The organism is Patescibacteria group bacterium, assembly GCA_022563395.1.
In the GTDB taxonomy this organism is placed as follows: domain Bacteria; phylum Patescibacteriota; class Minisyncoccia; order Minisyncoccales; family UBA10102; genus 01-FULL-49-22b.
This window is the reverse complement of the sequence record JADFNM010000001.1, coordinates 302,434-326,775: the sequence shown is the minus strand read 5'-3', so window position 1 is coordinate 326,775 and position 24,342 is coordinate 302,434. Positions and strand designations below refer to the sequence as shown.

Below are 24,342 nucleotides of genomic sequence, written 5' to 3'. Positions count from 1 at the left end.
AGGTGAGAAATGGAGATACTATCATTCCTGCGCCTCTTTTTACCTCATCGGAATGGGAGGCCGCAGGAGGCAGAGCAGGAAGCTGAGGAAGCAGAGGACGAGGAGCCTGTTGAGCTCAAAGCCATAGATATCCTTCCTCAAAGAAGAGACGAAGGCGTCCAAATCATTGAAGACGTCGAGTTCCTTGAGGAGGTGGTCCGAGCAGAGCTTGGAGTAGAGGATGTACGCATCTCATTTAAGACGGGCGTGGACCGCAAACGTATTCTTGAGGTTCTGGTTCAACCCGCTGAAGGATTCCAGAAGGGGAAATTCAGTAACCTTACGCACCGCATCAGCCGCAATCTTGCTCCTCGCGTCGGGATTCCTCGTCCCCAGGTGCACGTGAGGAAGATGAGGCATCTGTCCCGAGAGTAGCCCTTCTTGCCAAAGAAGGGCTTTTTTATTGACAATTTCTCTCTTGTCTTGTAGAGTACCTATGCGCGAAATCAGCACTCAAAGGTTGCGTTTACTAATCTATTCTCAAAAGAGTTATGACTATCAAACCATTGTCAGATCACGTTTTAATTGAGCCCCTAAAAGAGGAGCAAAAAACCAAGACCGGAATCTTACTGCCAGAAACCGCAGAACAGGAAAGGTCAGAGCAGGGAACCGTTGTTGCGGTGGGCCCTGGCAAGAAAGGAAAGGATGGCAAGATAACTCCCCTGGAGGTGAAGGTGGGAGATCTTGTATTGTTTAGCAAGTATGGACCAAATGAGGTGAAGGTGGATGGCAAAGACTACCTCATTGCAGAAGAAAAGGATATTTTAGCTATCTTGGAGAAGTAGTATGGCAAAACAGATACTCTATTCAGAAGAAGCAAGAAGAAAACTGAAGGCCGGGGTAGACAAGGTGGCAGATGCGGTCAAGGTAACCCTTGGTCCCAAAGGGCGCAACGTCGTGCTGGAAGAAGGGTTTGGCATTCCCACCATTACCAACGACGGCGTTACCATTGCAAAGAAGATTGAGCTGGAAGACAAGATTGAAAACGTGGGAGCCGAGGTTATTAAAGAAGTATCCTCTCGGGCAAATGATGCTGCGGGTGATGGAACCACCACGGCCACCGTGCTTGCACAGGCCATTATCACAGAGGGGTTAAAAAACGTTACGGCTGGGGCCAACCCCCTCGCTTTAAAGAGAGGATTAGAAAAAGGCGCAAAAAAGGTGATAGATGCCCTAAAAGAGCTTTCTCAGCCGGTTTCTAAAAAGGAAGAAATGGCACAGGTAGCTACCATTTCAGCAGAGGACCAAGACATAGGCACCCTTATTGCAGAGGTCATGGAAGAGGTTGGAAAAGACGGAGTGGTTACGGTAGAGGAATCCCAGACCTTTGGCATTCAAAAAGAGATCGTAAAAGGACTCCAGTTTGACCAGGGATACATTTCTCCGTACATGGTTTCTAATACAGAACGCATGGAAGCAATTTTTGAAGACCCGTATATCTTAGTAACCGACAAGAAGATTTCTTCTCTTCAAGAAATTCTTCCCACCTTGGAGGTTATTGCAAAGACCGGCAAGAAAGACCTTGTTATTGTTGCAGACGATGTAGAAGGTGATGCCCTGGCAACCCTGGTGGTCAACAAGCTGCGGGGAATTTTTAATACGCTGGCAGTGAAAGCCCCAGGATTTGGAGACAGAAAGAAAGAAATGTTAGAAGACATTGCCGTGATAACGGGAGCTCAGGTTATCACAGAAGAAGTAGGCCTAAAACTGGACGGCGTTACCCTAGAACAATTGGGATCTGCCCGGCGCATGGTTGCAACCAAAGAGAACACCACGGTTGTCGAAGGGAAAGGAGAGAAAGAAAAGATTGATGCCAGGATTGCTCAGATACGAACACTTTTGAAGGATACTACCTCTGATTTTGACAAGGAAAAGCTTCAAGAGCGCTTGGCGAAACTGGCTGGCGGGGTGGCTGTTATTAAAGTGGGGGCTGCAACCGAAGTGGCACAAAAAGCAAGACAGCACAAAACAGAAGACGCCCTTTCTGCAACCAAGGCAGCAATTGAAGAAGGTATTGTTCCCGGAGGGGGAGTTGCTCTCTTGAGAGCGGCAAAGGTGCTGGAAAACGTAAGACCAGATATTACTAATCCTGAAGAGACCGAAGAGATACTTGCTTTTAAGATTTTAGGAAGAGCGATGGAAGAACCTATCCGCCAGATTGCAGAAAACGCAGGAAAGGATGGTTCTGTTGTTGTTGCAGAAGTCGCAAAGAATGAAGGGGCCTTTGGATACAATGCTAAAACCGACACGTATGAAAATTTGGTACATGCAGGAGTGGTAGACCCCACCAAGGTAGTGCGCGTTGCTTTAGAGAGTGCAGTATCAGCTGCTTCCACCCTGCTGACCACAGAAGCTGTGATAGTAGATATTCCAGAAAAAGAAGGTAAGTCTCCAAGCCCCGGCATGGCTGGAGGAATGGGAGAATACTAATCCATGGGATACTGCTTAAACGAGATTTAGGAACTCCTAAATCTCGTTTAAGCAGGCTACGCCCACAAAAACAGCGCCCCGCACATAACTTTATGTGCGGGGTGTTGTTTTTTGGAGGTATTGTTGGTAGAATAGAGGCATATGAACATTACACAAATCATTATTTTGGTTGTAGCTGTTATTGTCGTCTGGGCAATTTTCACCTACAATCGCTTAATTACCTTGAGGAACCGGGCAAAAGAGGCCTTTTCTGACATCGATGTGCAGCTTAAGAGAAGGTACAACTTAATTCCCAACTTGGTGGAAGCCGTAAAGGGATATGCGCAGCACGAACGGGGAGTATTCGTAAAAGTGACCGAGGCGAGAGCAAACGCGCTTTCTGCTGAAAAGTCAGGAAACGTCAAGAATATGGGGAAGGCAGAAAACATGCTTTCTCAAACTTTAAAATCCCTGTTTGCGGTAGCAGAAAACTACCCCCAGCTTAAGGCTTCTGCAAACTTTATGGAGTTGCAGCGTGAGCTTCGCGATGCAGAGGACAAGATTCAAGCAGCACGAAGGTTTTTTAACACCACAGTCATGGCATTAAACACCATGATACAAAACTTCCCTGCGGTCTTTGTTGCAAAGAGCCTTGGATTTAAAAAAGAGGAGTTCTTTGAGATTGAAGAGGAGGGGCAACGGGTAGTTCCGAAAGTAAACTTTTAGGCAACAGTGCCGTGAACATTTACTCGCATGCGGAGGCAAACACAAGAAAGACTTGGCTGTACCTCCTGGGTTTTTTTCTTTTTGTGATTGGGTCCGGGTGGTTGATGAGCTATGTTCTCGGGAGTCAGCTCATTTTGTGGATTGCAGTTGTCTTGAGTATCGTGATGAGCTTCGGTTCTTTCTGGTATTCAGACAAGCTGGTGTTGTCTCTGTCCCATGCAAAACCCATTGAGAAAAAAGATGCTCCTGAACTCTACCGAATTGTGGAGAATCTGAGCATTACGGCAGGATTGCCAGCACCAAGGATATTCATTATTCAGGACCAGCAGCCCAATGCCTTTGCGACAGGGAGAGATGCAAAACATGCTGTGGTTGCAGTAACCACGGGACTACTTAAGCGCCTTGAGCGCGTGGAGCTGGAAGGAGTCCTTTCCCATGAGTTGTCGCACATTGGGAACAAAGACATGCTGATTTCTACTATTGTGGTGGTGTTGGTGGGAATTGTGGTATTACTCGCAAATTTGTTCTTTCGCTTAGCTTTCTTTGGCGGTATGGGAAGAAATAACAATAGGGGAGGAGGACAGGCAAGAATAGTGATGATTCTCATTGCCTTGGTCTTCTTGGTTATAGCGCCGGTGCTTGCTCAAATAATGAAGCTTGCTATTTCAAGGAAGAGGGAGTTCTTGGCAGATGCTTCAGGTGCTTTGTTGACCCGGTATCCTGAAGGATTGGCCAGGGCTTTAGAAAAGATTTCAGCTGACCCGCATCAATTAAAATCTGCAAACGATGCTCTATCCCACCTTTACATTGCAAACCCGTTTCGAGGAAAAGAACAGAAGAGCTGGATTCATAAATTGTTTATGAGCCATCCTCCTATTGAAGAACGCGTAGCCGTGTTGAGAAATCAGAAAACATAAGAACCTGCCTGCTGGCAGAACCTTGATTCGCCAAGGAAGTGAAATATATAATCTTGAAATGAAAAAGCTTTGTCCCCATCATCAAATACCTTTAGAGCAGTCTGCCATCTTGGGAGTTGAGGTTGATTATTGCCCAAAAGACTATGGTTTGTGGTTTGACGAGCATGAGCTTAGAGAGGCAAAGGATGAGAAAGACAGGGATTTGAGATGGCTGGACATTGATTTGTGGAAAGACCCTGCCAAGTTTGTTCTTTCTTTAGACCAAAAGCTGTGCCCCAAAGACCGTCTTCCCATGTATGAGGTTAGGTACGGGGATTCTAACATCAAAGTGGATGTGTGCAGTTTATGCCACGGAGTGTGGCTGGATAGGGGAGAGTTCAAGAACATTGTTGTGTATGTAAGGGAATCTGCTAACAACAGGATTCTCTATCACTATGCCCGGAACCTGTTTGAAGAAACATGGGAAGTGTTTTCTGGACCTGAAATACTGCGCGAGGAAATTCTGGATTTCTTGACTATTCTCAAGCTTTTGGTGTATAAGTTTGCTGTACAGCATGCCAGGCTTTCCCAGATAATAGTATCATTACCGAAATAAAGGAGGGGTCGCATAGTGGCCTAGTGCGGCTGCTTGGAGAGCAGCTATGTCCGAAAGGGCATCGAGAGTTCGAATCTCTCCCCCTCCGCCTTCGCTTCGCCGAAGCTTTAGCGAAGGCGAGCTTCGCAAAAGCTCGGCTCAGCTACGGCGTGATAAATCCGCTTTATGTATTATGTATACAGCTTAAAATGTAAAGACGGCTATTACATCGGTTGTACCGACGATCTTGAGAACAGGTTGAAAAGACATAACAAGGGTCAAATTTCAGCCACTACAGACCGTTTGCCTGTAAAATTAGATTTTTATTTTGGGACTGGTGGTAAATACAAAGCATTTGCCTTTGAAAAATATCTCAAGTCAGGTTCTAGCAGAGCTTTTATAAGAAAGCATTTGTTATGATGGAGAAAACAAAAGAGTATACCATTTGGTTAATGCCTGAGGGAGAGCTGTATGATGAACTGGCTGGAATAATATCTCGGTTGAGCAAGGAGTATGCCGCCCCTCTTTTTGAGCCGCACATTACCCTGCTTGGCGATATTGTAGAGACAGAAGAAAAAATCATGTCCAAAACGGCAGAGTTAGCCGGTCTTTTAAAACCTTTTTCCACTTCCTTCACCGCCCTCGATTCTTCTGATGAGTATTTTCGTTGCGTCTTCATTAGAGCACAAGAAACGCAAGGATTGATGAAGGCTAACAGTAAAACAAGGAAGATCTTTTCTCGAGAACAAGTCCCTCCTTTCATGCCACATGTGAGCTTGCTCTATGGAGAGTTTTCTGAAGAGATAAAAAAACAGATTATTACAGAGATCGGGAGAGAGTTTCCTCGAAACTTTGAGGTAAAAAGTCTTTTTCTTACCAATTCTTCAAAGAATACAGAGTTGAAAGATTGGAGAGTGCTGAGAGAATTCTCGCTTTAAACTTTTCCTTTCTTTTGCTAGAGTAGGGTATATCAGTCGAGTTTCATACTACTTAACTTCAGAAGCATATGTCGAAAAACACCTATATCATCATTGCCGTTGTTGTCATTATTGTGCTGGGAGGATTTCTGTTTCTTCAGTCAGGAGATGCTCCCCAAGAGGCTGCTTTAGAGGCAAGCATCCCTCCTCAATCTTCAGTTACAGTAACGTATACGGACTCTGGGTATTTCCCAAGAGAGGTTGCTGTTTTGGCAGGGGGAACCGTGACATTTGAGAACCAAAGCTCAAGGGAAATGTGGCCTGCTAGTGCCATTCACCCAACCCACACCATCTATCCTGGTTCTGGCATTCAAAAGTGCGGTACGCGAGAGGAGTCTCGAATCTTTGATGCCTGCAAAGGCATAGCTCCCGGGGAAAGTTGGTCCTTTGCCTTTCAGGAGCAGGGAAGCTGGGGGTACCACAACCACTTGAACATTTCCAATACGGGAAAGATTACCGTACAATAGCAGTATATATGCTCCAGTATGTCTCAGCAGCCCTCCTTTTGAGAGTAGGCCTTGGCTTCGTCTTGTTGTATGCTGCCCTGGGTTCTTTTATAGAACCCTTGAACTGGATAGGGTTTTTCCCGACGTTTCTCTTTCGCATTGGCATCCCGGAAGGGTTGGTGCTGGGAGGGTTCTCTCTGTATGAGGCGGCATTGGGCCTGTGGCTCCTGTGGGGGAAAAAGGTTGTATACTCCGCCCTGCTTTCGGCCCTTACCTTTCTTGGAATCGTTGTCCTTAACCTGGGAGCCATGGATATTGTGTTTCGGGATGCTGGCCTTTTCTTTGCTGCCCTGGCCCTAGCTAAACTTTCTAAATAGGCATGCTCAATTCTCCCATAGAAGAAATAAAAAATAGATTAGACATAGTTCAAGTAGTTGGAGAATACGTGAAACTCCAGAAGGCCGGGGCAAATTATCGTGCCCTGTGTCCCTTTCATTCAGAAAAGGGTCCTTCCTTTTTTGTGAGTCCAGCCCGCCAGATGTACCACTGTTTTGGGTGTTCGGTTGGGGGAGACGTATTTCAGTTTGTTATGCAGATTGAGAGTATAGAGTTTGGGGATGTGTTACGCCTGTTGGCCCAAAAAGCAGGAGTAGAACTTCCCAAAAGAGACCCTGCCTTTGCTAGACTGCAGTCAGAGAGAAAGCGCTTAGAAGAGGTTTTGGAACTCGCCTCCAAGTTTTTTGCAAAGCAGCTTGAGTCACAGCAGGGTCTTGCGGCAAAGGAATATCTAAAAAGCAGGGGAGTTTCAGACGAGTCCTTTATAACCTGGAGTTTGGGATATGCGCCAGATACCAAAAGAACCCTACTGGACTTTTTGCTGGAGAAGGGATACCGAGAGCAGGAAATCGGTAGGGCGGGGCTTTTGGTGAGAACGGATGAGGGAGTGTACGATAGGTTTCGTTCTCGCATTATGTTTCCCGTGTTCAGTGTGCAAGGCGTCGTTGTTGGTTTTGGAGGCAGAATCTTTGGTAAGGAAGGAAAGGACCTTGCAAAATATGTGAACACCCCCGGAACTCCTCTGTATGACAAAGGGAGGATTCTCTATGGATTGGACAAGGCAAAACTGGAAATGCGAAAACAGGATTCTTGCATTTTAGTGGAAGGATACATGGATGTTATCTTGACAACCCAGACTGCAACAAAGAATGTGGTTGCAACCTCGGGAACCGCCTTGACCTCTTTTCATCTTCAGTTGTTAAAGCGTTATTCAGAGAATCTAGTATTGGCTTTTGACATGGACGTTGCAGGGGATTCAGCAACCAAGAGAGGCATTGAGCTGGCCTTGTCTGAAGGGTTTAATTTAAAGATTGCTCGTCTTTTAAAAGGAAAAGACCCAGCAGACATTGCCAGGGAAGATCCCGCTTTGTGGGAGAAAGCGCTTTCTCAGGCTTTTTCTATTATTGATTATTATTTTGAAACAGCGTTTTCTCAGTTTGATAGGACAACAGCCGAAGGAAAAAAGAAGGCAGGAACGTTTCTGTTGCATATTATCAGCAAGCTTCCCAACAAAATTGAGCAGACCCACTGGATTCAGCGTTTGGCCGTGGAGCTTGGAGTAAAAGAAGAGGCAGTTTTTGAGGAGTTATCGAAAGTCAAAAAAGATCCTGGAGAACGAAAAGAGACAGCTCCCTTGGCGCAACCCCCAAAAGAAAAGAAAGGGAGACGAGAGTTGATTGAAGAGCGCATTCTCATTTTACTGTTCCGTGACAAAGAGAACTTAAAAAAACTCAAAGAGCAAGATGTAAAACAGATGTCTCTTAGAACGCAAGAGATCGTTACGGGGCTTAAAAAAGCAGAGGACTTGGATTTTTCTTCTTTAGAAAAGATATTCCCAGAAACAAACCTGAAAATAGTAAAGCACATTGCCTTGCTGGCAGATCTTGAAGAAGATGAAGAAGGTTTGGAAGATGAGTTTCACCTGTGTTTGAAATCCCTTGCGGTATTTTCTTTAAGAGAGCGCTTGGAAGAGATCATACAGGAAGTTAAGAAGGCAGAAGGGGCAAAAGAAGGAGCAAAACTCGACTTGCTTTTGCAGGAATTTCATGAGATAACCAGGGAGTTATCTCAATAATATATGGCAAGAAAACAGAAAGCAAAAAGGCCCGTTACGCCGGCGGGTACGCAAAAGAGGCGTAAGCCGACAAGAAAGAAGAAGAAAAAATTAGACCCGGGGCGCTCTATGACCTCTCGCCGCAAGCCCAGGGCGATTTCTAACGCTTGGCAGAGACGCCTCGCTAAATCGCCCGCCAGAGTCAAGCAGTTGACTCTGACCCCGCGAGGAACCAAGCAGTTGGTTCCTCGCCCCACAAAGCGAACGTTTATCCGCCCACACTTCAGGCAAACGAAAAAGCAGGGCAGAGGAAGGAAGGGGGAAAGAGCCTTGTTTTCAGAGGATCTCCTCCAGGAACTTTTTGAAAGAGGACAGCCCCGGGGGTTTGTAACGTATTCTGAAATCTTGTACGCTTTCCCCGGCATTGAAAAGAAGGTTCCTGCTCTGGAGGCCTTGTACGAAAGGTTAGAGGAGTCTGGTATTCGGGTGGAAGAGGTAAGAGAATACCTGAGTGTGCCTCAAAAAGAAGAGGTAGAAAAGAAAAGGGTGGAAGCAGAAGCTCCTTTAGACTCGGTGCAGATGTACTTAAAAGAAATCGGCAAAATTCCTTTTGTAACAGCAGAGCAAGAAAAAGAGCTTGCAAAGCGCATTGAAAAAGGAGACATTGAGGCAAAAAAGCAGTTGGCACGGGCAAATCTCCGCCTCGTGGTTTCTATTGCAAAGAGATATGTAGGTCGCTCCCCAAACCTTACCCTGCTGGACTTGATCCAAGAGGGAAATCTCGGGTTGTTTCGTGCGGTAGAGAAGTTTGACTGGAGGCGGGGATACAAGTTTTCAACATACGCTACCTGGTGGATTAGGCAAGCCATTACCAGAGCTCTAGCTGACCAGGCGCGGACCATTCGTATTCCCGTGCACATGATTGAAACCATCTCAAAGTACACCCAGGTAAGAAGGCGCTTGCTGCAGGATTTGGGAAGGGAGCCTTTAGCAGAGGAGGTTGCAGCCGAGATGGGGCTTCAGATAGAGAAGATTCACCAGATTCAAAGGATTTCTCAGGAAACCGTGTCTTTGGAAACTCCCGTAGGAAAGGATGATGAAGACAGCGTGCTGGCTGAGTTTGTGGAAGACGAAAAGGTTCCACCTCCTTCTGTGGAAGCATCAAGAAATCTTTTAAAAGAGCGCTTAAAAGAAATCTTAATTGATCTTACCCCACGAGAACAAAAGATTCTTGCTATGCGCTTTGGCCTGGATGATGGAATTACCCACACCCTAGAAGAAGTGGGAAGTGAATTTGGCGTTACAAGAGAGCGCATCCGCCAGATTGAGGCTAAATCTCTAGAGAAAATCCGGGACCACCGGTCTTTAAAAAAACTCCGCGGTTATTAAAATTTATCCCGGCTAAGTTATCTACACAAAAACAGGGCATAAGCACCCTGTTTTTGTTGTAAAGAAAACACGCGAGCTCCGCGGGTAGGATTCGAACCTACAACCCCTTCGTTAACAGCGAATGGCTCTACCGTTGAGCTACCGCGGAGCCCGCGCGTCTTCAAATCTCCACTGTTGCATTCTTCTACTTTGTCATTATACAGGTTTTGCTATTGATTACAACTGTAAACCCCTGTGCAATTCGGACTTACATAAGGATTGCAGTTTTGACTGTGCCCGATTGGGGGGGAGCTCTTATTGCTTAAACGAAATTTAAGCAATATTCATTGAAGCCAGTGATTCCTAAATTTCATTTAGGAGATAATCAATAGAGTCAATCATGCTTAAACGAGATTTAAGCAGCATGGATTTAAGCAGTATGGAGAAAAAGAATCGCCAATCTGGCGGTTCTTTGGTAGAGTGAGCATATGAAAACTCATATCTTTCGACTTCAACCAGGCCAGGATCTTAGAGAAGAGCTCAAGAAGTTTGTTGCGGAAAACAACATTCAGGCAGGTTTCATTCTAACGTGCGTTGGAAGCTTGAAGAAGGCAACGCTTAGGCTTGCAGATGAGAATGAGATTAGAACATGGGATGAGAAGTTTGAAATCATCTCTTTAGTAGGCACCCTTTCGCAGGATGGGATGCACCTACATATTGGTTTGGGAGATAAGAAAGGGAACACGATAGGAGGACACCTTAAAGAAGGATGTGTTTTGCATACTACAGCAGAGGTAGTTATTGGGGAGTCAGAAAAGCATAAGTTTTCTCGAGAGCTCGATGAGAACACTGGATTCAAGGAGTTCAAGATTTTGAGAAGAGATTAGGGTGGTATGATTAACACTTGTCCATTCTGTACAACCGCAAAAGAAGAGGGAAGGATACTCAAAGACGGGCAGTATGCCTATGTGATTTTTAGCAATCCACGGCTCATGCCAGGGCATCTTCTGGTCATTCCCAAGAGGCACATTGAGGGAAAACTTCAGGAGCTTTCCAAGGAAGAGCGAGACGAGACTATAGACTTTGTTGCTGAGTTTCAGGCAAAGATTCTTGATAAACTCGCCTCTGGGTGTGATATCCGCCAGAACTACAAGCCCTATATTGAAAACAGTGAAACCCACGTAAATCATATGCACTTCCACCTTTATCCAAGAGAGTATCAAGACGAGCTTCACGAGAAGGCAGACATTCACCGCAAACCCCTCTACAAGGATTTACCAGGGGAAGAAAAAGAACGACTTTTCCAATTATTGAGCAACTAAACAGGTTCTAACTTCGTCCAGCAGGGGGAGCTAATATTGACAATACCATAGAGATGTGGTATGGTTGCATTTAGAAAGGAAGGTAGAAGAATGAACACTTCTGTGTTACGTTCCAGGGCTGAGCGTTTCCTTCAAGAGAAAGGGCATGTCCAGCTCGCTCCGGATCTTGCGATCAAGCTCGGTGCTGTGGAACGCTCTCTCGGAGAGAGGCTGTTGCGACGAAGACCCCACGTTACTCTCCTTGAGGGAGTAACTGGTGAGACCAAGGTCGTCATCTTCTCCAGCCGTCGAGACGCTTCTCAATCAAGATGGATCGTGATTGCTCCAGAAGGACATCTGGAGCGGCTCATCCTTCCAAAGATTGGGGAGCCGCAGATACTGGAAGATTGGGGGATGGATGACCGGGTTGATCAACCACGCCCGGACAACATGCATCCAGCCGACCAAGAAGCACTCGAACGCTTCAGTCCAGCGCTCGGTTGATTCACAGTATGAAGAAGTGTTAATCTGCCCGATTGCAAGGCCGCATGGTTCGCCCAGCGGCCTTTATCTTTACACCAAACAGGTTCTAACTTCGTCCAGCAGGGGGAGCCGTTATTGCTTAAACGAGATTTAAGCAATATTCATTGAAGCCAATGGTTCCTAAATTTCATTTAGGAGATATCCGTTTATCTCAAAACAAAGAATTGTCAATTAGGCGGTTTTTTTTGTTCCTCATTTCCTGATATACTAGGGGAACGCATGCAATCTCTTCTCAAAAAACACAAGCTTTTAACACTGCTCTTTCTCGCGGGTGTTCTTTTGATTTTAAACCTTAGTTCGCAAAGCGTACGGGGAACGTTTTCCTCACTCCTTTCTCCCGTGCAGTCTTTGCTTTGGAAAGCGGGTACGTCTACTGTAGAGATTTTTTCTAAGGTTTCACAAGAGCGTGCCTGGGAACTAGAAACAGAGAATCTTCTCCTTCGCCAGAAGCTCCTTTTGGTCCAGGAAGTGGCAAAGGAGAACGAACGTCTGAGGGAAGCGCTTGATATTGCCTCAAGGGAGGAGTTTAATCTGCTTTTTACTGAGATTATTGGAAAGGAAGTTGAACGGGACGTGTTGCTCTTAAACAAAGGGGCTCAAGATGGCGTAAAACAAGGAATGCCTGTCATTACGCAAAGCAAGGTTGCCGTGGGAAGCATCGGTGAAGTATTTGAACACACCTCAAAGGTTCTTCTTCTTTCGCTGAGTGGCCGTTCTTCTGACGTGAAGATCCAGGGAAAAGAGGTGATAGGAGTGTTGAAAGGGCAGGGAAGATATCGTGTTCTTTTAGATCTTATTCCTCAAGAAGAAGAACTACTGGAAGGAGACGCTGTGGTGACTTCAGCTTTAGGAGGTGTGTTTCCAGACAATCTCTTGATTGGAGATGTGAAAAGCATTGAAAAGAGCGACCTTACCGCTTTTCAAGGAGGAAAGGTTGAGCTGTTCTTTCAATTGAGAAAGGAGAACTCCTTGTTTATCCTCACAAACTACCAATGAAGAAAGGATTCCTTGTCATACTCAGCTTTTTCATTCTTGCCTTGCTCCAAGTGAGTTTCTTGCCCCACTTTCCTTTGTGGGGATGGGTACCAAACCTTGTGTTAATTTCTCTGGTGATCTTGGCCTCTTTTGCCTCTACTGAAACAGGGATTGTCGCAGCATTGGCTGGGGGTTTTGTTTTAGACCTATACTCTTCGCTCCCTTTTGGATTCTGGATAATCCTTTCTTTGATGCTGTTCTTTGCAGCACGGCATATTCTCAGAAACTATGTTCGCCTCCCGCAATATATATAAAAAGAAGGCGGCAGGGAAGGAGATTGAGATTCAGGAGGTATTGCTCGACAAGCTTGCTCAAAAAAAGGCAGGAGATGAGTTTGCCGAGCAAAGGATTGAACTCCCTCTGTCTGAAACAATTATGCGTGTTCTCTATGGTACCTTTCTTTTGGTTGCGGCTCTTGTTCTGGTAAAAACCTTTGACCTTCAGGTATTTTTAGGGGAAGAGATGCGAAAATCAGCAGAACAAAACGCAGTTCGCAACATTCCTTTGGCCCCAGACCGCGGGGTGTTGTACGATAATTCCTTTGTGCAGCTTGCATTCAACAGGCCCAGTTTTGACTTTGTATGCGACAAGTTTAACATGCCTACTATCCCAAAAGAAAACGAAGCCATTTTTAAAAAAGCCTCTGCTTTGTTAGGCATTTCCTTTGGGGAGTTGAAAGACGAGATTCAAAAGAATCTTGCACCCCGCATTTTGGTGAAAGAAAATCTTTCCCACGAAGAACTTGTGCTGCTGGAGGCGCGACTTCAAGAATTTCCAGGATGCCACGTTGTAGAAAACGTGAGGCGAGAGTATGTTGAAGGAGAGCTGTTTTCCCATCTCTTGGGATATACCGCAAAGATTTCAGCTCAGGAGTTTTTAGGGCTTCAGGGATACTCGGTGACCGACCAGATTGGCAAGGTTGGGGTAGAAAAAACATACGAGGAGTTTCTTCGGGGGAATCCCGGGAGAATAGTGCTTTCGCGGGATGCTGCAGGAAAGATCGTGGGGCAAAAAGAAACAATCCCCTCACAGCAGGGTACCAGCCTTGTTTTGTGGCTTAACGCAGGATTGCAAGAGCGCATTGCAGAATCTCTTGAGGCGGTGTTTAAGCAGACTACAACCAAGAAGGGAGCTGCAGTAGCTCTTGACCCCTCCACTGGGGGCATTCTTGCTTTAGTGAGCTTACCCTCCTTTGACGCAAATCTTTTTGGACAGGGTATTTCCTTAGAACAATGGAATAATTTAATACAAAACCCCTCAAAGCCGCTGTTTAACCGCGCCATATCCGGTATTGGCTATCCTACCGGTTCTGTCATTAAGCCCTTAGTCGGGATTGCAGCTTTAGAAGAGGGCATTATTCAAGAAGATACCAAGATCTTTGCCCCTCTGGAAATCTGTGTTGAGAATATTTACACCAAAGAAGATGAATGTTTCCGGGATTGGATGTTTCATGGCACGACCGACATTGCACGGGGCATTGCAGAATCGGTGAACACCTTTTTTTACATCATTGGCGGAGGATATGAGGGTTTTGCTGGCTTGGGACCGGGAAAGATTAAAGAGTACATTGAGAAGTTTGGGTGGGGTGAAACAACCGGGGTGGATTTGTCCGGGGAAGGAAGCGGCATCTTGCCAACGTTTGATCAAAATTGGAGATTGGGAGACACCTACCATCTTTCCATTGGGCAAGGCCCCTTTGCCATAACTCCTCTTCAGGTTGCATCGGCTTTTGCAGCTTTGGCAAATGGCGGAACTTTACTGGAGCCACAGGCAATAAAGCTGCTTGTTGATGGTGAGAGAAACACCTTGGAGATTCGAGAGCCCAAGGTAAAGAGGCAAGGATTTGTAGACGGACAGAGCATAGAGATTATCAGGCAAGGGATGCGACAGGCCGTGACCTCAGGTTCTGCCACAGGATTTCTTAATGAATTGCCCGTGGCTGTCGCTGCAAAGACCGGAACGGCCCAAATCGGGAGAAAAACTATTGACGGTAAAGATTATCTCTATTCCTGGACCGTGGCCTTTGCTCCTTTTGTAAACCCTGAGATTGTTCTGGTGGTTCTTGTGGAGGATGTCATAGAGGGGCAGGTTGCAACCCTTCCGGTTGTGCGTGACGCGTTTCAGTGGTATTTCAATCAATAGTATGGGTAAAAGTAAACTGCTTTACTTTTACGGGCGGTTTAGGCGGAGCTCCTGCGGAGCCGTATAAAACCGCACCGGCATATATTAATAATATGGAACAATATATTACCAAAGAGGGAAAAGAAAAGCTCCAAAAGGAGCTGGAATACTTAAAAAAGACCAAGCGAAAAGAGATTTCAAATCGCATTCGACAGGCCGCTGCCATGGGAGACCTGTCTGAAAACTTTGACTACCAGAACGCCAAAGAAGAGCAGGGCTTCATGGAGCGCAGGATAGCAGAGCTTGAATCTACCCTTTTCAACGCTAAGATTGTGGAAGGCTCTTCTACAAACGAAACAGTAGAAATAGGTTCTAAGGTAACCCTGGAGACCGAAAAAGAAAAGTGGACCATTACCATTACAGGGTCGCAAGAAGCAGACCCGTTTAAAGACAAGATCTCAGCTTCCTCGCCCCTGGGTGAAGCTATTTTGGGGAAGAAGAAAGGTGAGAAAGTTGTCGTACAAACGCCTCAAGGAGAGACTGCCTACAAAATTCTGGAGATTGCAGAAGGCTTAAAATAGTCGTAGAATAGGGGAGTATGGCAAGCAACCCAGAGATACGCAAAGCCAGAATGAAGAAACTCGGCCTGCTGAAAAAGGCGGGAGAGTCGGCATATCCTTCAGAGTCTAAAAGAACCCACGAGGCGCAAGAGCTTCTCAAGGAGTTTTCTGCTTTGGTAAAGTCAAGAAGGGAGGTGACGGCTGTTGGGAGGATTCGTAGTGTAAGGGAGCATGGAGGTTCCACTTTTTTTCATATTGAAGACGGAACGGGACAAGTACAGGTCTATCTCAAGCGAGATCGGGTGGGGGAGAAGGCATACCAGTTTTTCTTGGATGCCTTTGATATAGGTGATTTTGTGCAAATCCGCGGTACTCTTTTTTCCACTAAAAAAGGAGAAAAGACTATTGAGGCAAGCTCGGTAAAGATGCTGGCAAAATCCTTGTTGCCTTTGCCAGAAAAATGGCATGGGCTAAAAGACGAAGAAGAGCGATACCGAAAGCGCTACCTTGATCTTATCTTCAACAAAGAGGTTAAAGAGAAGTTTAAAAAAAGAACCCTTGTTTTAAAATCCATTCGCGAGTTTTTAGATAAAAAAGGGTTCGTTGAGGTAGAAACACCTGTTCTTCAAAGCACATACGGGGGAGCTGATGCAAAGCCCTTTATGACGCATCTTAACGCTTTTGATTTAGATATGTACCTTCGTATTTCCCTGGAGCTGCCCTTAAAGCGTTTGATTGTTGGGGGTTTTGAAAAAGTGTACGAGATAGGGAGAGTATTCCGAAACGAAGGAGTAGACAGACAACACAACCCAGATTTTACCATGCTGGAGTTTTACTGGGCCTATGCTGACTACAAGGATTTAATGAAGTTCACCGAAGAATTCATTTCTTTTGTCGTTTTGAGGGTGGCAGGGGGAAAAGAGATTGTGTATGAGCAAAAAAAGATTAATTTTAAGACCCCGTGGCCTCGCGTGGAATATGCCGAGCTGTTTAGAAAGTATCTTAAGCTGGATATTGAATCTTTGAATCGCGATGCTTTAGCAAAAGAAGCAAAGAAACTTGGTATTGATGTTGAAAAAACGTTTAGTAAAGGCCGTGTTGTAGATGCGCTGTATAAAAAGGCAATTCGCCCAGAGCTGTGGGAACCCCAGTTCGTTATCCACCATCCTTCAGAGATGTATCCTTTGGCAAAGACCAGGGCAAATGATCCCAGTAAGGCAGAAACCTTTCAGCTGTTGGTTGGCGGTGGATGGGAGTTGGTAAGGGCGTATTCTGAGCAAAATGATCCCATAGTGCAAAAAAAGGCATTTGCACAGCAAGAGTCTTTGTTTAAAAAAGGGCTTGAGGATGCTCAGCGTATGGACAAAGATTTTATTGAGGCCCTGGAATATGGCATGCCACCAGCAGCCGGCTTTGGCATGGGCGTCGATAGATTAACAGCTTTACTTACCGATTCGCATAGTTTGCGTGAAGTCATTTTATTCCCCACCATGAGACCTAAAGAGAAGTAATGACTAAACGAGATTTAGTTTTGAAAAACTAAATCTCGTTTAAGCAAAGTATACTATGCTCGATTTAAAATACATTAGAGAGAATCCAGAAAAGGTAAAAGATGGGTGTCAAAAAAGAGGTATTGCCTGTGATGTAAGCAGAGTTTTGGAGTTGGACGAGAAAAAGAGGGAGCTTGTGGGAATGATAGAAACCTTGAAAGCGCAACAGAACAAACTCGGAAAAGAAGATATTGAGGAAGCAAGAGGCATAAAGGTGGAAATCAAGAAGTTGGAGCCGCAATTGGAGGAAGTGGAAGAAGGACTACGCTCTTTGCTTGTCTTGTTACCCAACATGCCCCAAGATGATGTTCCGGTAGGAGATGAATCTGCCAATGTAGTATTGAGACAAGTTGGAAAAGTTCCAAAATTCGACTTTGAACCAAAAGATCACTTAAATCTTGGAGAAGAACTAAATATTATAGATGTGAAAAGAGCAGCAAAACTTTCGGGTTCGAGGTTTGGATATTTGAAAAGAGAAGCAGCTTTAATTGAGTTTGCTTTGGTTCAGCTTGCTTTCGAAATTGCTGTCAAAGAAGGGTTTGTTCCTGTCGTGCCCCCGGTTCTCATTAAGCTCAAAGCGATGCAAGGAATGGGGTATATAGATACTCCCGAGGACTTGGCAGAGCGATATTATTTAGAAAAAGATCAACTCTTTTTGGTTGGGACTGCAGAACAAGCCATTGGGCCCTTGCACCAGGGAGAGGTTTTTGAGGAAAACGAGCTTCCGAGTAGGGCTGTTGCTTTTTCAACGTGCTTTCGTGAGGAAGCAGGTTCTTACGGCAAAGATACCAAAGGAATATTGCGGGTTCACCAGTTCGACAAAGTAGAGTTTTTCAGTTTCACACACAAAGATAAGTCCAAAGAAGAGCACCAGTTCTTAGTTTCCATGCAAGAACGCCTGTGGCAAGCATTGGAGATTCCCTACCAGGTAGTGCAGCTATCCACGGGAGACATGGCGCGACCTTCTTCGTCCACGATAGACATTGAGGCGTGGCTCCCGGGACAGGGCAAGTACCGCGAGGTAAGTTCTGCCTCCAACACCACGGACTTCCAGGCAAGAAGACTGAACATCAAGTTTAAGGGAAAGAATGGAGAGCTCCAATATGTTCACATGCTTAATGCCACTGCCTTTGCCATTGGGAGAACGCTGATTGCCATTCTGGAGAATTACCAGCAGAAAGACGGAAGCGTGAAAATACCCAAGGTGCTTACAAAGTACGTTGGAAAGAAAGAGATAAAGAAATGATGAAAGAAGAGATACTCAACATTCAAGGCTTTCAGGTAGGTTATAAAACTGCGGGAGAAGGTCCTGCGGTTTTAATTCTGCATGGATGGGGAAGTTCTTCAGCCAGCTGGCAGTCTGTGCAAGTTGGACTTACGCAGCAGGGATATGAAGTAATTATCCCAGACTTGCCAGGGTTTGGAAGGAGCGAGAAGCCAAAGTCTCCCTGGGGCATAGAGGAGTACCGTGTCTTTGTTGAGGAGTTTGTTGATGCCTTGGGATTAAAAGAGTTTTATCTTCTCGGCCACTCCTTTGGTGGGGGATTAGCTCTTGCCTATACTGCTAAGAATCCCGAGAGAGTAAAAAAGTTGTTTTTGGTGGCAGCCGCCATCAGAAGAGAAAAGAGTTTAAGAAAGCATATCTTGAGGACGGCAGCAAAGATAGGAAAGTTTTTCTCCTTTCTTCCTTTCTATGCACTTTTTCGCAAAGCAGTGTATAAATATATTATTAGAACAAGCGACTATCCTTACCAAAAAGGAATCATGAAAGATATCTATCTTAAAGTTATTGGTCAGGATCTTTCCCCGCTTCTTTCAGAAGTTAAAGTTCCAACTGTTATTCTCTGGGGAGAGAAAGACGATGTGGTTTCTGTGGAAGATGCCTATTTCATCAAAAAACACATTACAGACTCAAAACTCACTCTCTTCCCTGAAGGCGACCATGATATAGAGCAGAAAATGCCACAAGCTTTCACGCAAAAGATTCTTGAGTTTCTTTACTAGAATATGATACTTCTTCTTTCTTTCTTTTGGTATATAAGAACTGCGAGAGCCCTCTTTTTTACCTTGTACCTTTGGCAGTTAAAAGAGTACCACATAGGGCGGTTCTTGGCGCATTTTCGTACTGCAAAAGGGAAACGCCTACTCTTCCATCCCTTTGTTGCAGCAAAGCTTGCCTTACTTGTGTTGTGGTTCTTTCAGCCAGTGACGGCAGCATTTTTGCTACTGGTCTTGTATATTGGAGAAACTATACTGTTTTTCCGTGCCGCAAATACAAAGACATTGCTTTTCCCGGTACTTACAAGAAAGACCACAGTTCTTATGTTCTCTCTACTCTTTTTGCAATCCGTGTTTTTAGCCGGCACACTTTTGTATATTCTTGATTCCCCGTTTCTTGCCCTGCTTCTTTTTGATGTGTTGTCTTTGCTGATTGGTTCTTTGGTGGTGCTTTTATGGCAACCCTACACCATATTTGAGAGAAGCAGAGTCCTCAGGCGCGCAACGCAAAAGAGAGCAAAGCTCAAAAACCTCAAGGTGGTTGGAATTACCGGGAGCTACGGAAAAACCTCAACCAAAGAGTTCTTGGCACACATTCTGGGAAAGAAGTTTATTGTTTTAAAAACCCCAGAGCACAAAAACTCTGAAATGGGTATTGCCCATACCATTTTGTATAACCTTACCGACGAGCACCAGGTATTTGTATGTGAGATGGGGGCGTACAGCAAAGGAGGTATAAAACTGTTAGCTAATATGGCAAAGCCTACCATAGGTATTGTAACGGGAGTGAACGAACAGCACCTGGGTGTATTTGGGTCTGAAATGAGCCTGTTTTCAGCTGAAGGAGGAGGAGAATTGGTGCAGTCTTTGCCACAAGAGGGGGTTTTAATCCTCAACGATGATTCAAGACAACTGCACGAACTTGGGCCTTGGCTGCAGTTGTGGAATCCCAATTTTGCCAACTATGTGTGGTGTTCTGCAAAAACCCAAAAGGACTTTTTTGCAAGAGACGTTGTTGTCGCAAAAGATCAAGTCAGCTTCACCATGGCAGGAAAGAACGAAAAAGAGGCAAAGGTAGTCCTTCCTTTGGTAGGGAAACACAACGTGGAAAATGTGCTCTTGGCAGCTGCGACAGCCGAGGTTCTTGGCATGAGTATACAAGAGATAGCAGAGGCGCTGCGCGATGTTCCGGCAGAAGTAGGTGTCATGCTGCTTAAAAAGGGAAAGCAAGGCATTGAGATTCTGGACTCCAGCTACTCGGCTAATCCTACCGGAGTGTTTGCTGCTTTAGAGCACATAAAGCTGTGGGAAGGAAAAAAGATTATGGTTATGCCTTCTTTGATTGAGCTGGGGTCAGCTTCCTCTACACTGCATGTTCAGATAGGACGCAAGATAGGGGAGGTATGCGACATGGCCATTATCACCACTCAAGATGAGTTCCCTGCGCTTCTCAAGGGGGCAAAAGAAAAGGGCATGAAAGAAAAAGATATGTTCCTTTCTGAAAATCCAAAGGAGATTGCGGAAAAGATTCTCAAGATAGCAAAGAAAGAAGATGTTGTGTTGCTGGAAGGAAGAATACCAGCTGGTATTCTTCCTTTGCTTGAAGTATGATTCGCCCCATTTCCATTTCCTTGTCTCCCAATACTGAGACAGATGATATTCTGGCTGCTTTCGCGTTGTTATTTCAGCCGTGGAGATGGCAAAAGGGGGGTCAGACCCCCCTTTTGGAGGAGGAGTTTCGGGAGTATTTGGGGGTGGAATATGCGTTTGCATTTAACAGTGGCAGGTCTGCCTTTCTTGCTATCTTAGAATCTTTGGGGCTTAAAAAAGGAGACGAAATTCTTATTCAAGCTTTCACCTGCAATGCAGTACCCAATCCTATACTTTGGTCCGGTTTGAAACCCGTGTACGTTGACTGTAAAGAGGACTACAACATGTCTCCTGAGGATCTTAAAAAAAAGATTACCCCACACACAAAGGCAGTGTTGGTGCAGCATACCTTTGGCGCGCCAGCTGATATGGACAAGATTCAAGAAATTTGTAGCAAACACAACCTTGTTCTCCTGGAAGATTGTGCCCATGCCCTGGGGGCAGAATACAAAGGTAGAAAAGTTGGCACGTTTGGGAAAGCTTCTTTTTTCAGTTTCTCAAGAGATAAGGTGATTTCTTCTGTGTATGGAGGAATGGTTGTCACAAACGATGCTCCGCTTGCAGAGAGTATGAGGGAGTTTCAGAAAAAAGTTGGGTATCCTTTTTTACTTTGGATTTTTCAGCAGTTGCTTCATCCAGTTATCATGAACTGGAGGATTCTGCCTCTGTATGGAATTGGAGGCAAGTACACGCTTCGTATTGCCCAATACCTCCATGTTCTTTCTAAGGCAGTCCACAAAAAAGAGAAAAGGGGCGAGAAACCAGGATATTTCCCCAAGGCACTCCCCAATGCGCTGGCGCTTTTGGCAAGAAAACAATTGAGAAAACTGGAACGTTTCAATGAACACCGAAGACAGATTGCTCAAAAATATGTTCAAGCCCTATCTCATACTCAATACCAAATACTAGATACGAAATACCAGGAAGGAAATATTTACCTTCGATTTCCCTTGCGGCATGTAAAGGCCCACGAGATCATCAAAAGGGCATGGCGGCAAAATCTGCTTTTGGGAGATTGGTACACGACTCCCATAGCTCCTTATGATACTCAAATAGAGAAGATGGGATACGAGTGGGGGAGCTGTCCTAAGGCAGAGGAACTTGCCAAGACTACGCTTAACCTCCCCACGCACATTCGCATTTCAGAAAAAGAAGTAAACACTATTATCCAGTTTCTCCTAAACGAGATTTAAGAGTTCTTAAATCTCGTTTAAGCACTATGGAGATTAAGAAGGTTACAAACAAGGAAGAATGGGAAGGGTTTTTGCAAGGATGTCGTGATAAGACCTTTTTGCAGTCTTGGAACTGGGGCGAGTTCCAGAAACTCATACGGGGGCGTGTATGGCGCTTGGGAGTGTATGAGGAGGAAAACCTTGTTGCAGTTTCCCTTGTGGTGAAGGTTGTAGCCCGCCGGGGAACTTTCTTGCTCTTGCCTCATGGTCCGGTGACAAAACCAGGGGAACAGAGAAAGGAGGCAATACTCTCTGCTCTGCTTCCTTTTTTGAAAGACGTTGCCTTAAAAGAAAAGGCAAGCTTTATTCGTTTTAACCCCATTTGGGAGAGGGTAGAGGAAAACGTGCAGCTTTTCAGGAAAGCTGGATTCAAAGATGCTCCTTCACAAATGCACCCTGAAGCTTCTTGGAAGTTAGATATTACTCTTGACCTAGAGGAGTTACTGTCTCAGATGCGAAAGACCACACGCTATCTTATTCGCCAGGCAGCAAAGAACCAGGACATTACCATTGAACGGAGCAGCAGCAGAGTTGATGTTGAACTCTTTTCTCGCATGCATGAGAAAGTTTCAAGGCGGCAGGCCTTTGTCCCTTTTTCTTTGGAGTACTTACAAGGTGAGTTTGAAGCATTTTCAAAAGACAATCAGGTTCTTTTGTTTCTCGCAAAGTACAAAAGCAATGTGGCAGCTGCTTCCTTTGTGGTGTTTTGGTCTGGCATTGGATTCTATCATCACGCAGTCTCTCTGCCGGAATTTGCAAAGCTTTCTTTGTCTTATCTGTTATTATGGGAAGCTTTAAAAGAGGCAAAGAGAAGAGGGTGTGTGCTGTATGATTTTTGGGGATACGTTGACCCAAAGACGCAGCCAAAGCATCCTTGGGCAGGACCCACGCTTTTCAAACAGGGATTTGGAGGAGAGGCAAAGCTTTATGTGAAGACCCAGGATTACCCAGTGAGCTTAAAATATTGGTTCACCGCATTTTTTGAAACTGTCAGAAGAATAAGAAGACATCTTTGATGAGAAAACCCATGCGTTTTAAAAGAAAAAAGAAGCGAGTGTCATTTTTGAAATTGCGGTCCTTTTGGTATGCGACGGGTGTTCTTTTTTTTCTTACCTTTCTTTTTTACGCCGTAGTATTTTCTTCCTGGCTGGAAATCAAAGAGGTTCAAGTTGAGGGAGCACAGGAAGTCAAAAAAGAGCATATCCTTGCTGCTCTGGGTGAGAAGTTGTGGTGGAACTGGTTTGGCATTCCCACAAACAGTATTCTGCTCTTTGACGGCACGGGAGCAGGAGAATTGCTATCTTATAAGTTTCCTTTGCTCAGAGCGGTTTTTGTGAAGCGCTCCTTTCCGCAGACCATTGTCGTTTCAGTAGAAGAGCGGGTGCAGGTGGGGACGTGGTGCGTGTCTCTTAAGGCAGGCGAGGAAAGCTTGTGTTTTGCACTAGATAAAGAAGGCATTGCTTTCAAGGAGGTGGAGGCTGGAGAAGGTTATACCTTGTTTAGTTCCAAGGAAGCTTCCCAGGTTGCATTAGGCAAGGAATCCCTGAACCTTCAGCTTCTTTCCACTCTGTTGGATTTTCGAGAGGCCTTCCTTTCAGCAGGCGAGCCCATGCACGTTATTCTTGCTGCCTTTGAGATTGGGCGCGCAGGACAAGTGGAGGGTGTGACTCAGGAAGGATGGAAGATACGCTTGGATACGGAGGAAAGCATGGAATGGCAGCAAACAAAGCTGCAGCTTGTGTTGGAACAAAAAATCCCCCCGGAGAAAAGAGGGGAGCTTAAATACATTGATCTTCGTTTTGGGGACCAGGCCTACATTAAGTACCAAGACTAGATCCACTTTTTCTTTTTGAAAAAGGCAATCATAAAGAGGATGCCAACTCCCATGATGGCAGTGATAATCCAAAAGTCTCCGGGGAGTCCCACCAAGGGGAGAACCTTGGTGTTCATTCCAAATATGGCAGCAATTAAGGATAAGGGAAAGACAATGACCGAGAAAATGGTGAGCAGCTTTACAATCTCATTGGTCTTGTCTGTTAAAAGGGCGTTGTTGGTCTGCTCAAGAGAATTGATAGTTTCTTTTGCAATAATGAGGGTGCTCATGATGCGGGCCCAATGGTTGCGCAGGTGCGAGAAGTACGGAGTGTAGTGCTCTCCGTCAAAGAAACTAGCTGCATTGTCGCGAAGTGAAGTGAATACTCCCTTTTGGGGGCGCACGATGCGCCAGAGATTGATGATGTCTGCTTTTGCAAGGGAGATTTCTGTTAACATTTCTCGTTCCTTGCCCTTAAAAATGGATTCTTCAATAAGGATGAGTTTGCGGTCAACCTTGCCTGTCTTTTTTCCCGTGTCCTCCAAGATTGTGTGGAGCACGCGGTAAAGCAAAAGACCCACTCCCTTTCCCATGTGCTGTTCTTTTAAGTCTTCATACAGGTTGCACTCGTCAAACATGGCTTTTAAAGGCAAGATGGAGCTATAGTGGTTTGTGATAAGAGCGTTGCTGGTAACAATAATGTCAAGTTCTCTGGGACGTGTTTCTTTGCGCTCTTTGCTGTATATGGGAAAGAACAGCACCAAAAAGAGATTGGAGGCAAACTGCTCTACTCTGGTTCCCCAGGAGGGAGGAATGATTTGTTCTAGTACTACGGGGTGGAGATGAAAGCTCTCTCTCAAATACTCCACATCCTCTTTGGTGGGATCTTGGATATCCACCCAGGTGATTCCTCCGTGTTCAATGATATTCCGCATTACATTATTGTAACAGATTCAAGCGTATTGGAGTAGAA

The 24,342-nt window shown here is 45.3% G+C and carries 27 protein-coding genes and 2 tRNA genes; 27 read left to right on the top strand and 2 right to left on the bottom strand.

All coding sequences use genetic code 11. From position 1 onward, the window contains the following. Window positions 1-9 precede the first annotated feature (9 nt). The 13 genes from IH982_01920 to IH982_01860 all read left to right on the top strand — a co-directional run bounded on the left by IH982_01920 (window position 10) and on the right by IH982_01860 (window position 9,587). Complete coding sequence (locus IH982_01920) at window positions 10-414, top strand: hypothetical protein (protein ID MCH7828609.1); 405 nt, start codon at window positions 10-12, stop codon at window positions 412-414. 116 nt (window positions 415-530) lie between these two features. Continuing rightward, on the top strand, window positions 531-824 hold the full coding sequence (locus tag IH982_01915; protein MCH7828608.1) for a co-chaperone GroES: 294 nt from the start codon (window positions 531-533) through the stop codon (window positions 822-824). Window position 825: 1 nt separating this feature from the next. Then, entirely contained in the window at window positions 826-2,469 is a 1,644-nt protein-coding gene (gene groL, locus IH982_01910; protein ID MCH7828607.1) for a chaperonin GroEL, read from the top strand. 141 nt (window positions 2,470-2,610) lie between these two features. Further along, the gene (locus IH982_01905; GenBank protein ID MCH7828606.1) at window positions 2,611-3,174 is read left to right on the top strand and encodes a LemA family protein; all 564 of its coding nucleotides are present in this window, start codon (window positions 2,611-2,613) and stop codon (window positions 3,172-3,174) included. 104 nt (window positions 3,175-3,278) lie between these two features. Next, entirely contained in the window at window positions 3,279-4,091 is an 813-nt protein-coding gene (locus IH982_01900; protein ID MCH7828605.1) for a M48 family metallopeptidase, read from the top strand. 58 nt (window positions 4,092-4,149) lie between these two features. Continuing rightward, entirely contained in the window at window positions 4,150-4,686 is a 537-nt protein-coding gene (locus IH982_01895) for a zf-TFIIB domain-containing protein (protein ID MCH7828604.1), read from the top strand. A 1-nt stretch (window position 4,687) separates the two neighbouring features. Next, window positions 4,688-4,774, top strand: a tRNA-Ser gene (locus tag IH982_01890). A 77-nt stretch (window positions 4,775-4,851) separates the two neighbouring features. Further along, window positions 4,852-5,085 carry a GIY-YIG nuclease family protein gene (locus IH982_01885; GenBank protein MCH7828603.1) on the top strand — a complete coding sequence of 78 codons (234 nt, stop codon included), beginning with the start codon at window positions 4,852-4,854 and terminating at the stop codon, window positions 5,083-5,085. Continuing rightward, on the top strand, window positions 5,082-5,603 hold the full coding sequence (locus IH982_01880; GenBank protein MCH7828602.1) for a 2'-5' RNA ligase family protein: 522 nt from the start codon (window positions 5,082-5,084) through the stop codon (window positions 5,601-5,603). Before IH982_01885 ends, IH982_01880 begins: the two co-directional genes overlap by 4 nt. A 68-nt stretch (window positions 5,604-5,671) precedes the next feature. After that, the gene (locus IH982_01875; protein ID MCH7828601.1) at window positions 5,672-6,109 is read left to right on the top strand and encodes a hypothetical protein; all 438 of its coding nucleotides are present in this window, start codon (window positions 5,672-5,674) and stop codon (window positions 6,107-6,109) included. A gap of 8 nt (window positions 6,110-6,117) precedes the next feature. Then, window positions 6,118-6,465 (top strand): hypothetical protein, encoded by a 348-nt coding sequence (locus tag IH982_01870; protein MCH7828600.1) that lies wholly within the window; start codon window positions 6,118-6,120, stop codon window positions 6,463-6,465. 2 nt (window positions 6,466-6,467) lie between these two features. Then, window positions 6,468-8,219 (top strand): DNA primase, encoded by a 1,752-nt coding sequence (locus IH982_01865; GenBank protein ID MCH7828599.1) that lies wholly within the window; start codon window positions 6,468-6,470, stop codon window positions 8,217-8,219. A gap of 108 nt (window positions 8,220-8,327) precedes the next feature. Continuing rightward, the gene (locus IH982_01860) at window positions 8,328-9,587 is read left to right on the top strand and encodes a sigma-70 family RNA polymerase sigma factor (GenBank protein MCH7828598.1); all 1,260 of its coding nucleotides are present in this window, start codon (window positions 8,328-8,330) and stop codon (window positions 9,585-9,587) included. Window positions 9,588-9,663: 76 nt separating this feature from the next. Here IH982_01860 and IH982_01855 read toward each other — a convergent pair. Continuing rightward, window positions 9,664-9,735, bottom strand: a tRNA-Asn gene (locus tag IH982_01855). A 319-nt stretch (window positions 9,736-10,054) separates the two neighbouring features. Between IH982_01855 and IH982_01850 the strand changes: the two genes are divergently transcribed. From IH982_01850 to IH982_01785, 14 genes are all read left to right on the top strand, one after another. After that, window positions 10,055-10,453, top strand: coding sequence for a DNA-binding protein (locus tag IH982_01850; protein ID MCH7828597.1), 399 nt, complete (start codon window positions 10,055-10,057; stop codon window positions 10,451-10,453). 6 nt (window positions 10,454-10,459) lie between these two features. Beyond that, on the top strand, window positions 10,460-10,888 hold the full coding sequence (locus IH982_01845; GenBank protein MCH7828596.1) for an HIT domain-containing protein: 429 nt from the start codon (window positions 10,460-10,462) through the stop codon (window positions 10,886-10,888). 60 nt (window positions 10,889-10,948) lie between these two features. Continuing rightward, the gene (locus IH982_01840; protein ID MCH7828595.1) at window positions 10,949-11,371 is read left to right on the top strand and encodes a hypothetical protein; all 423 of its coding nucleotides are present in this window, start codon (window positions 10,949-10,951) and stop codon (window positions 11,369-11,371) included. Window positions 11,372-11,629: 258 nt separating this feature from the next. Then, entirely contained in the window at window positions 11,630-12,406 is a 777-nt protein-coding gene (mreC, locus tag IH982_01835) for a rod shape-determining protein MreC (protein MCH7828594.1), read from the top strand. Next, entirely contained in the window at window positions 12,403-12,699 is a 297-nt protein-coding gene (gene mreD, locus IH982_01830) for a rod shape-determining protein MreD (GenBank protein MCH7828593.1), read from the top strand. The genes mreC and mreD overlap by 4 nt, the downstream gene beginning before the upstream one ends. Then, window positions 12,674-14,587: a penicillin-binding protein 2 gene (mrdA, locus tag IH982_01825; protein ID MCH7828592.1), complete on the top strand. Its 1,914-nt coding sequence runs from the start codon at window positions 12,674-12,676 to the stop codon at window positions 14,585-14,587. The genes mreD and mrdA overlap by 26 nt, the downstream gene beginning before the upstream one ends. A gap of 92 nt (window positions 14,588-14,679) precedes the next feature. Beyond that, window positions 14,680-15,147, top strand: a complete 468-nt coding sequence (gene greA / locus IH982_01820) for a transcription elongation factor GreA (protein ID MCH7828591.1) — start codon at window positions 14,680-14,682, stop codon at window positions 15,145-15,147. 17 nt (window positions 15,148-15,164) lie between these two features. Continuing rightward, window positions 15,165-16,637 (top strand): lysine--tRNA ligase, encoded by a 1,473-nt coding sequence (gene lysS, locus IH982_01815; GenBank protein MCH7828590.1) that lies wholly within the window; start codon window positions 15,165-15,167, stop codon window positions 16,635-16,637. Window positions 16,638-16,692: 55 nt separating this feature from the next. Continuing rightward, window positions 16,693-17,922, top strand: coding sequence for a serine--tRNA ligase (serS, locus tag IH982_01810; protein ID MCH7828589.1), 1,230 nt, complete (start codon window positions 16,693-16,695; stop codon window positions 17,920-17,922). Further along, the gene (locus tag IH982_01805; protein ID MCH7828588.1) at window positions 17,919-18,680 is read left to right on the top strand and encodes an alpha/beta hydrolase; all 762 of its coding nucleotides are present in this window, start codon (window positions 17,919-17,921) and stop codon (window positions 18,678-18,680) included. Before serS ends, IH982_01805 begins: the two co-directional genes overlap by 4 nt. Window positions 18,681-18,683: 3 nt before the next feature. Continuing rightward, entirely contained in the window at window positions 18,684-20,285 is a 1,602-nt protein-coding gene (locus tag IH982_01800) for a UDP-N-acetylmuramoyl-tripeptide--D-alanyl-D-alanine ligase (GenBank protein MCH7828587.1), read from the top strand. After that, on the top strand, window positions 20,282-21,517 hold the full coding sequence (locus IH982_01795) for an aminotransferase class I/II-fold pyridoxal phosphate-dependent enzyme (protein ID MCH7828586.1): 1,236 nt from the start codon (window positions 20,282-20,284) through the stop codon (window positions 21,515-21,517). The genes IH982_01800 and IH982_01795 overlap by 4 nt, the downstream gene beginning before the upstream one ends. 26 nt (window positions 21,518-21,543) lie before the next feature. Beyond that, window positions 21,544-22,572 carry a peptidoglycan bridge formation glycyltransferase FemA/FemB family protein gene (locus IH982_01790; GenBank protein MCH7828585.1) on the top strand — a complete coding sequence of 343 codons (1,029 nt, stop codon included), beginning with the start codon at window positions 21,544-21,546 and terminating at the stop codon, window positions 22,570-22,572. Then, window positions 22,572-23,390 carry an FtsQ-type POTRA domain-containing protein gene (locus IH982_01785; GenBank protein ID MCH7828584.1) on the top strand — a complete coding sequence of 273 codons (819 nt, stop codon included), beginning with the start codon at window positions 22,572-22,574 and terminating at the stop codon, window positions 23,388-23,390. Before IH982_01790 ends, IH982_01785 begins: the two co-directional genes overlap by 1 nt. Here the strand turns inward: IH982_01785 and IH982_01780 are convergent. Next, window positions 23,387-24,304: a magnesium transporter CorA family protein gene (locus IH982_01780; GenBank protein MCH7828583.1), complete on the bottom strand. Its 918-nt coding sequence runs from the start codon at window positions 24,302-24,304 to the stop codon at window positions 23,387-23,389. The two genes, IH982_01785 and IH982_01780, sit on opposite strands and share 4 nt — an antisense overlap. Window positions 24,305-24,342: the final 38 nt, after the last annotated feature.

Coding starts and splice junctions, on each gene's coding strand:
- greA (MCH7828591.1), top strand. CDS start 14,680: ATGGAACAATATATTACCAAAGAGGGAAAAGAAAAGCTCCAAAAGGAG.
- mreC (MCH7828594.1), top strand. CDS start 11,630: ATGCAATCTCTTCTCAAAAAACACAAGCTTTTAACACTGCTCTTTCTC.
- IH982_01850 (MCH7828597.1), top strand. CDS start 10,055: ATGAAAACTCATATCTTTCGACTTCAACCAGGCCAGGATCTTAGAGAA.
- lysS (MCH7828590.1), top strand. CDS start 15,165: ATGGCAAGCAACCCAGAGATACGCAAAGCCAGAATGAAGAAACTCGGC.
- groL (MCH7828607.1), top strand. CDS start 826: ATGGCAAAACAGATACTCTATTCAGAAGAAGCAAGAAGAAAACTGAAG.
- IH982_01900 (MCH7828605.1), top strand. CDS start 3,279: ATGAGCTATGTTCTCGGGAGTCAGCTCATTTTGTGGATTGCAGTTGTC.
- mreD (MCH7828593.1), top strand. CDS start 12,403: ATGAAGAAAGGATTCCTTGTCATACTCAGCTTTTTCATTCTTGCCTTG.
- IH982_01795 (MCH7828586.1), top strand. CDS start 20,282: ATGATTCGCCCCATTTCCATTTCCTTGTCTCCCAATACTGAGACAGAT.
- IH982_01800 (MCH7828587.1), top strand. CDS start 18,684: ATGATACTTCTTCTTTCTTTCTTTTGGTATATAAGAACTGCGAGAGCC.
- serS (MCH7828589.1), top strand. CDS start 16,693: ATGCTCGATTTAAAATACATTAGAGAGAATCCAGAAAAGGTAAAAGAT.
- IH982_01905 (MCH7828606.1), top strand. CDS start 2,611: ATGAACATTACACAAATCATTATTTTGGTTGTAGCTGTTATTGTCGTC.
- IH982_01875 (MCH7828601.1), top strand. CDS start 5,672: ATGTCGAAAAACACCTATATCATCATTGCCGTTGTTGTCATTATTGTG.
- IH982_01915 (MCH7828608.1), top strand. CDS start 531: ATGACTATCAAACCATTGTCAGATCACGTTTTAATTGAGCCCCTAAAA.
- IH982_01785 (MCH7828584.1), top strand. CDS start 22,572: ATGAGAAAACCCATGCGTTTTAAAAGAAAAAAGAAGCGAGTGTCATTT.
- IH982_01895 (MCH7828604.1), top strand. CDS start 4,150: ATGAAAAAGCTTTGTCCCCATCATCAAATACCTTTAGAGCAGTCTGCC.
- IH982_01920 (MCH7828609.1), top strand. CDS start 10: ATGGAGATACTATCATTCCTGCGCCTCTTTTTACCTCATCGGAATGGG.
- IH982_01880 (MCH7828602.1), top strand. CDS start 5,082: ATGATGGAGAAAACAAAAGAGTATACCATTTGGTTAATGCCTGAGGGA.
- IH982_01870 (MCH7828600.1), top strand. CDS start 6,118: ATGCTCCAGTATGTCTCAGCAGCCCTCCTTTTGAGAGTAGGCCTTGGC.
- IH982_01780 (MCH7828583.1), bottom strand. CDS start 24,304: ATGCGGAATATCATTGAACACGGAGGAATCACCTGGGTGGATATCCAA.
- IH982_01840 (MCH7828595.1), top strand. CDS start 10,949: ATGGTTGCATTTAGAAAGGAAGGTAGAAGAATGAACACTTCTGTGTTA.
- IH982_01885 (MCH7828603.1), top strand. CDS start 4,852: ATGTATTATGTATACAGCTTAAAATGTAAAGACGGCTATTACATCGGT.
- mrdA (MCH7828592.1), top strand. CDS start 12,674: ATGTTCGCCTCCCGCAATATATATAAAAAGAAGGCGGCAGGGAAGGAG.
- IH982_01805 (MCH7828588.1), top strand. CDS start 17,919: ATGATGAAAGAAGAGATACTCAACATTCAAGGCTTTCAGGTAGGTTAT.
- IH982_01845 (MCH7828596.1), top strand. CDS start 10,460: ATGATTAACACTTGTCCATTCTGTACAACCGCAAAAGAAGAGGGAAGG.
- IH982_01860 (MCH7828598.1), top strand. CDS start 8,328: ATGACCTCTCGCCGCAAGCCCAGGGCGATTTCTAACGCTTGGCAGAGA.
- IH982_01865 (MCH7828599.1), top strand. CDS start 6,468: ATGCTCAATTCTCCCATAGAAGAAATAAAAAATAGATTAGACATAGTT.
- IH982_01790 (MCH7828585.1), top strand. CDS start 21,544: ATGGAGATTAAGAAGGTTACAAACAAGGAAGAATGGGAAGGGTTTTTG.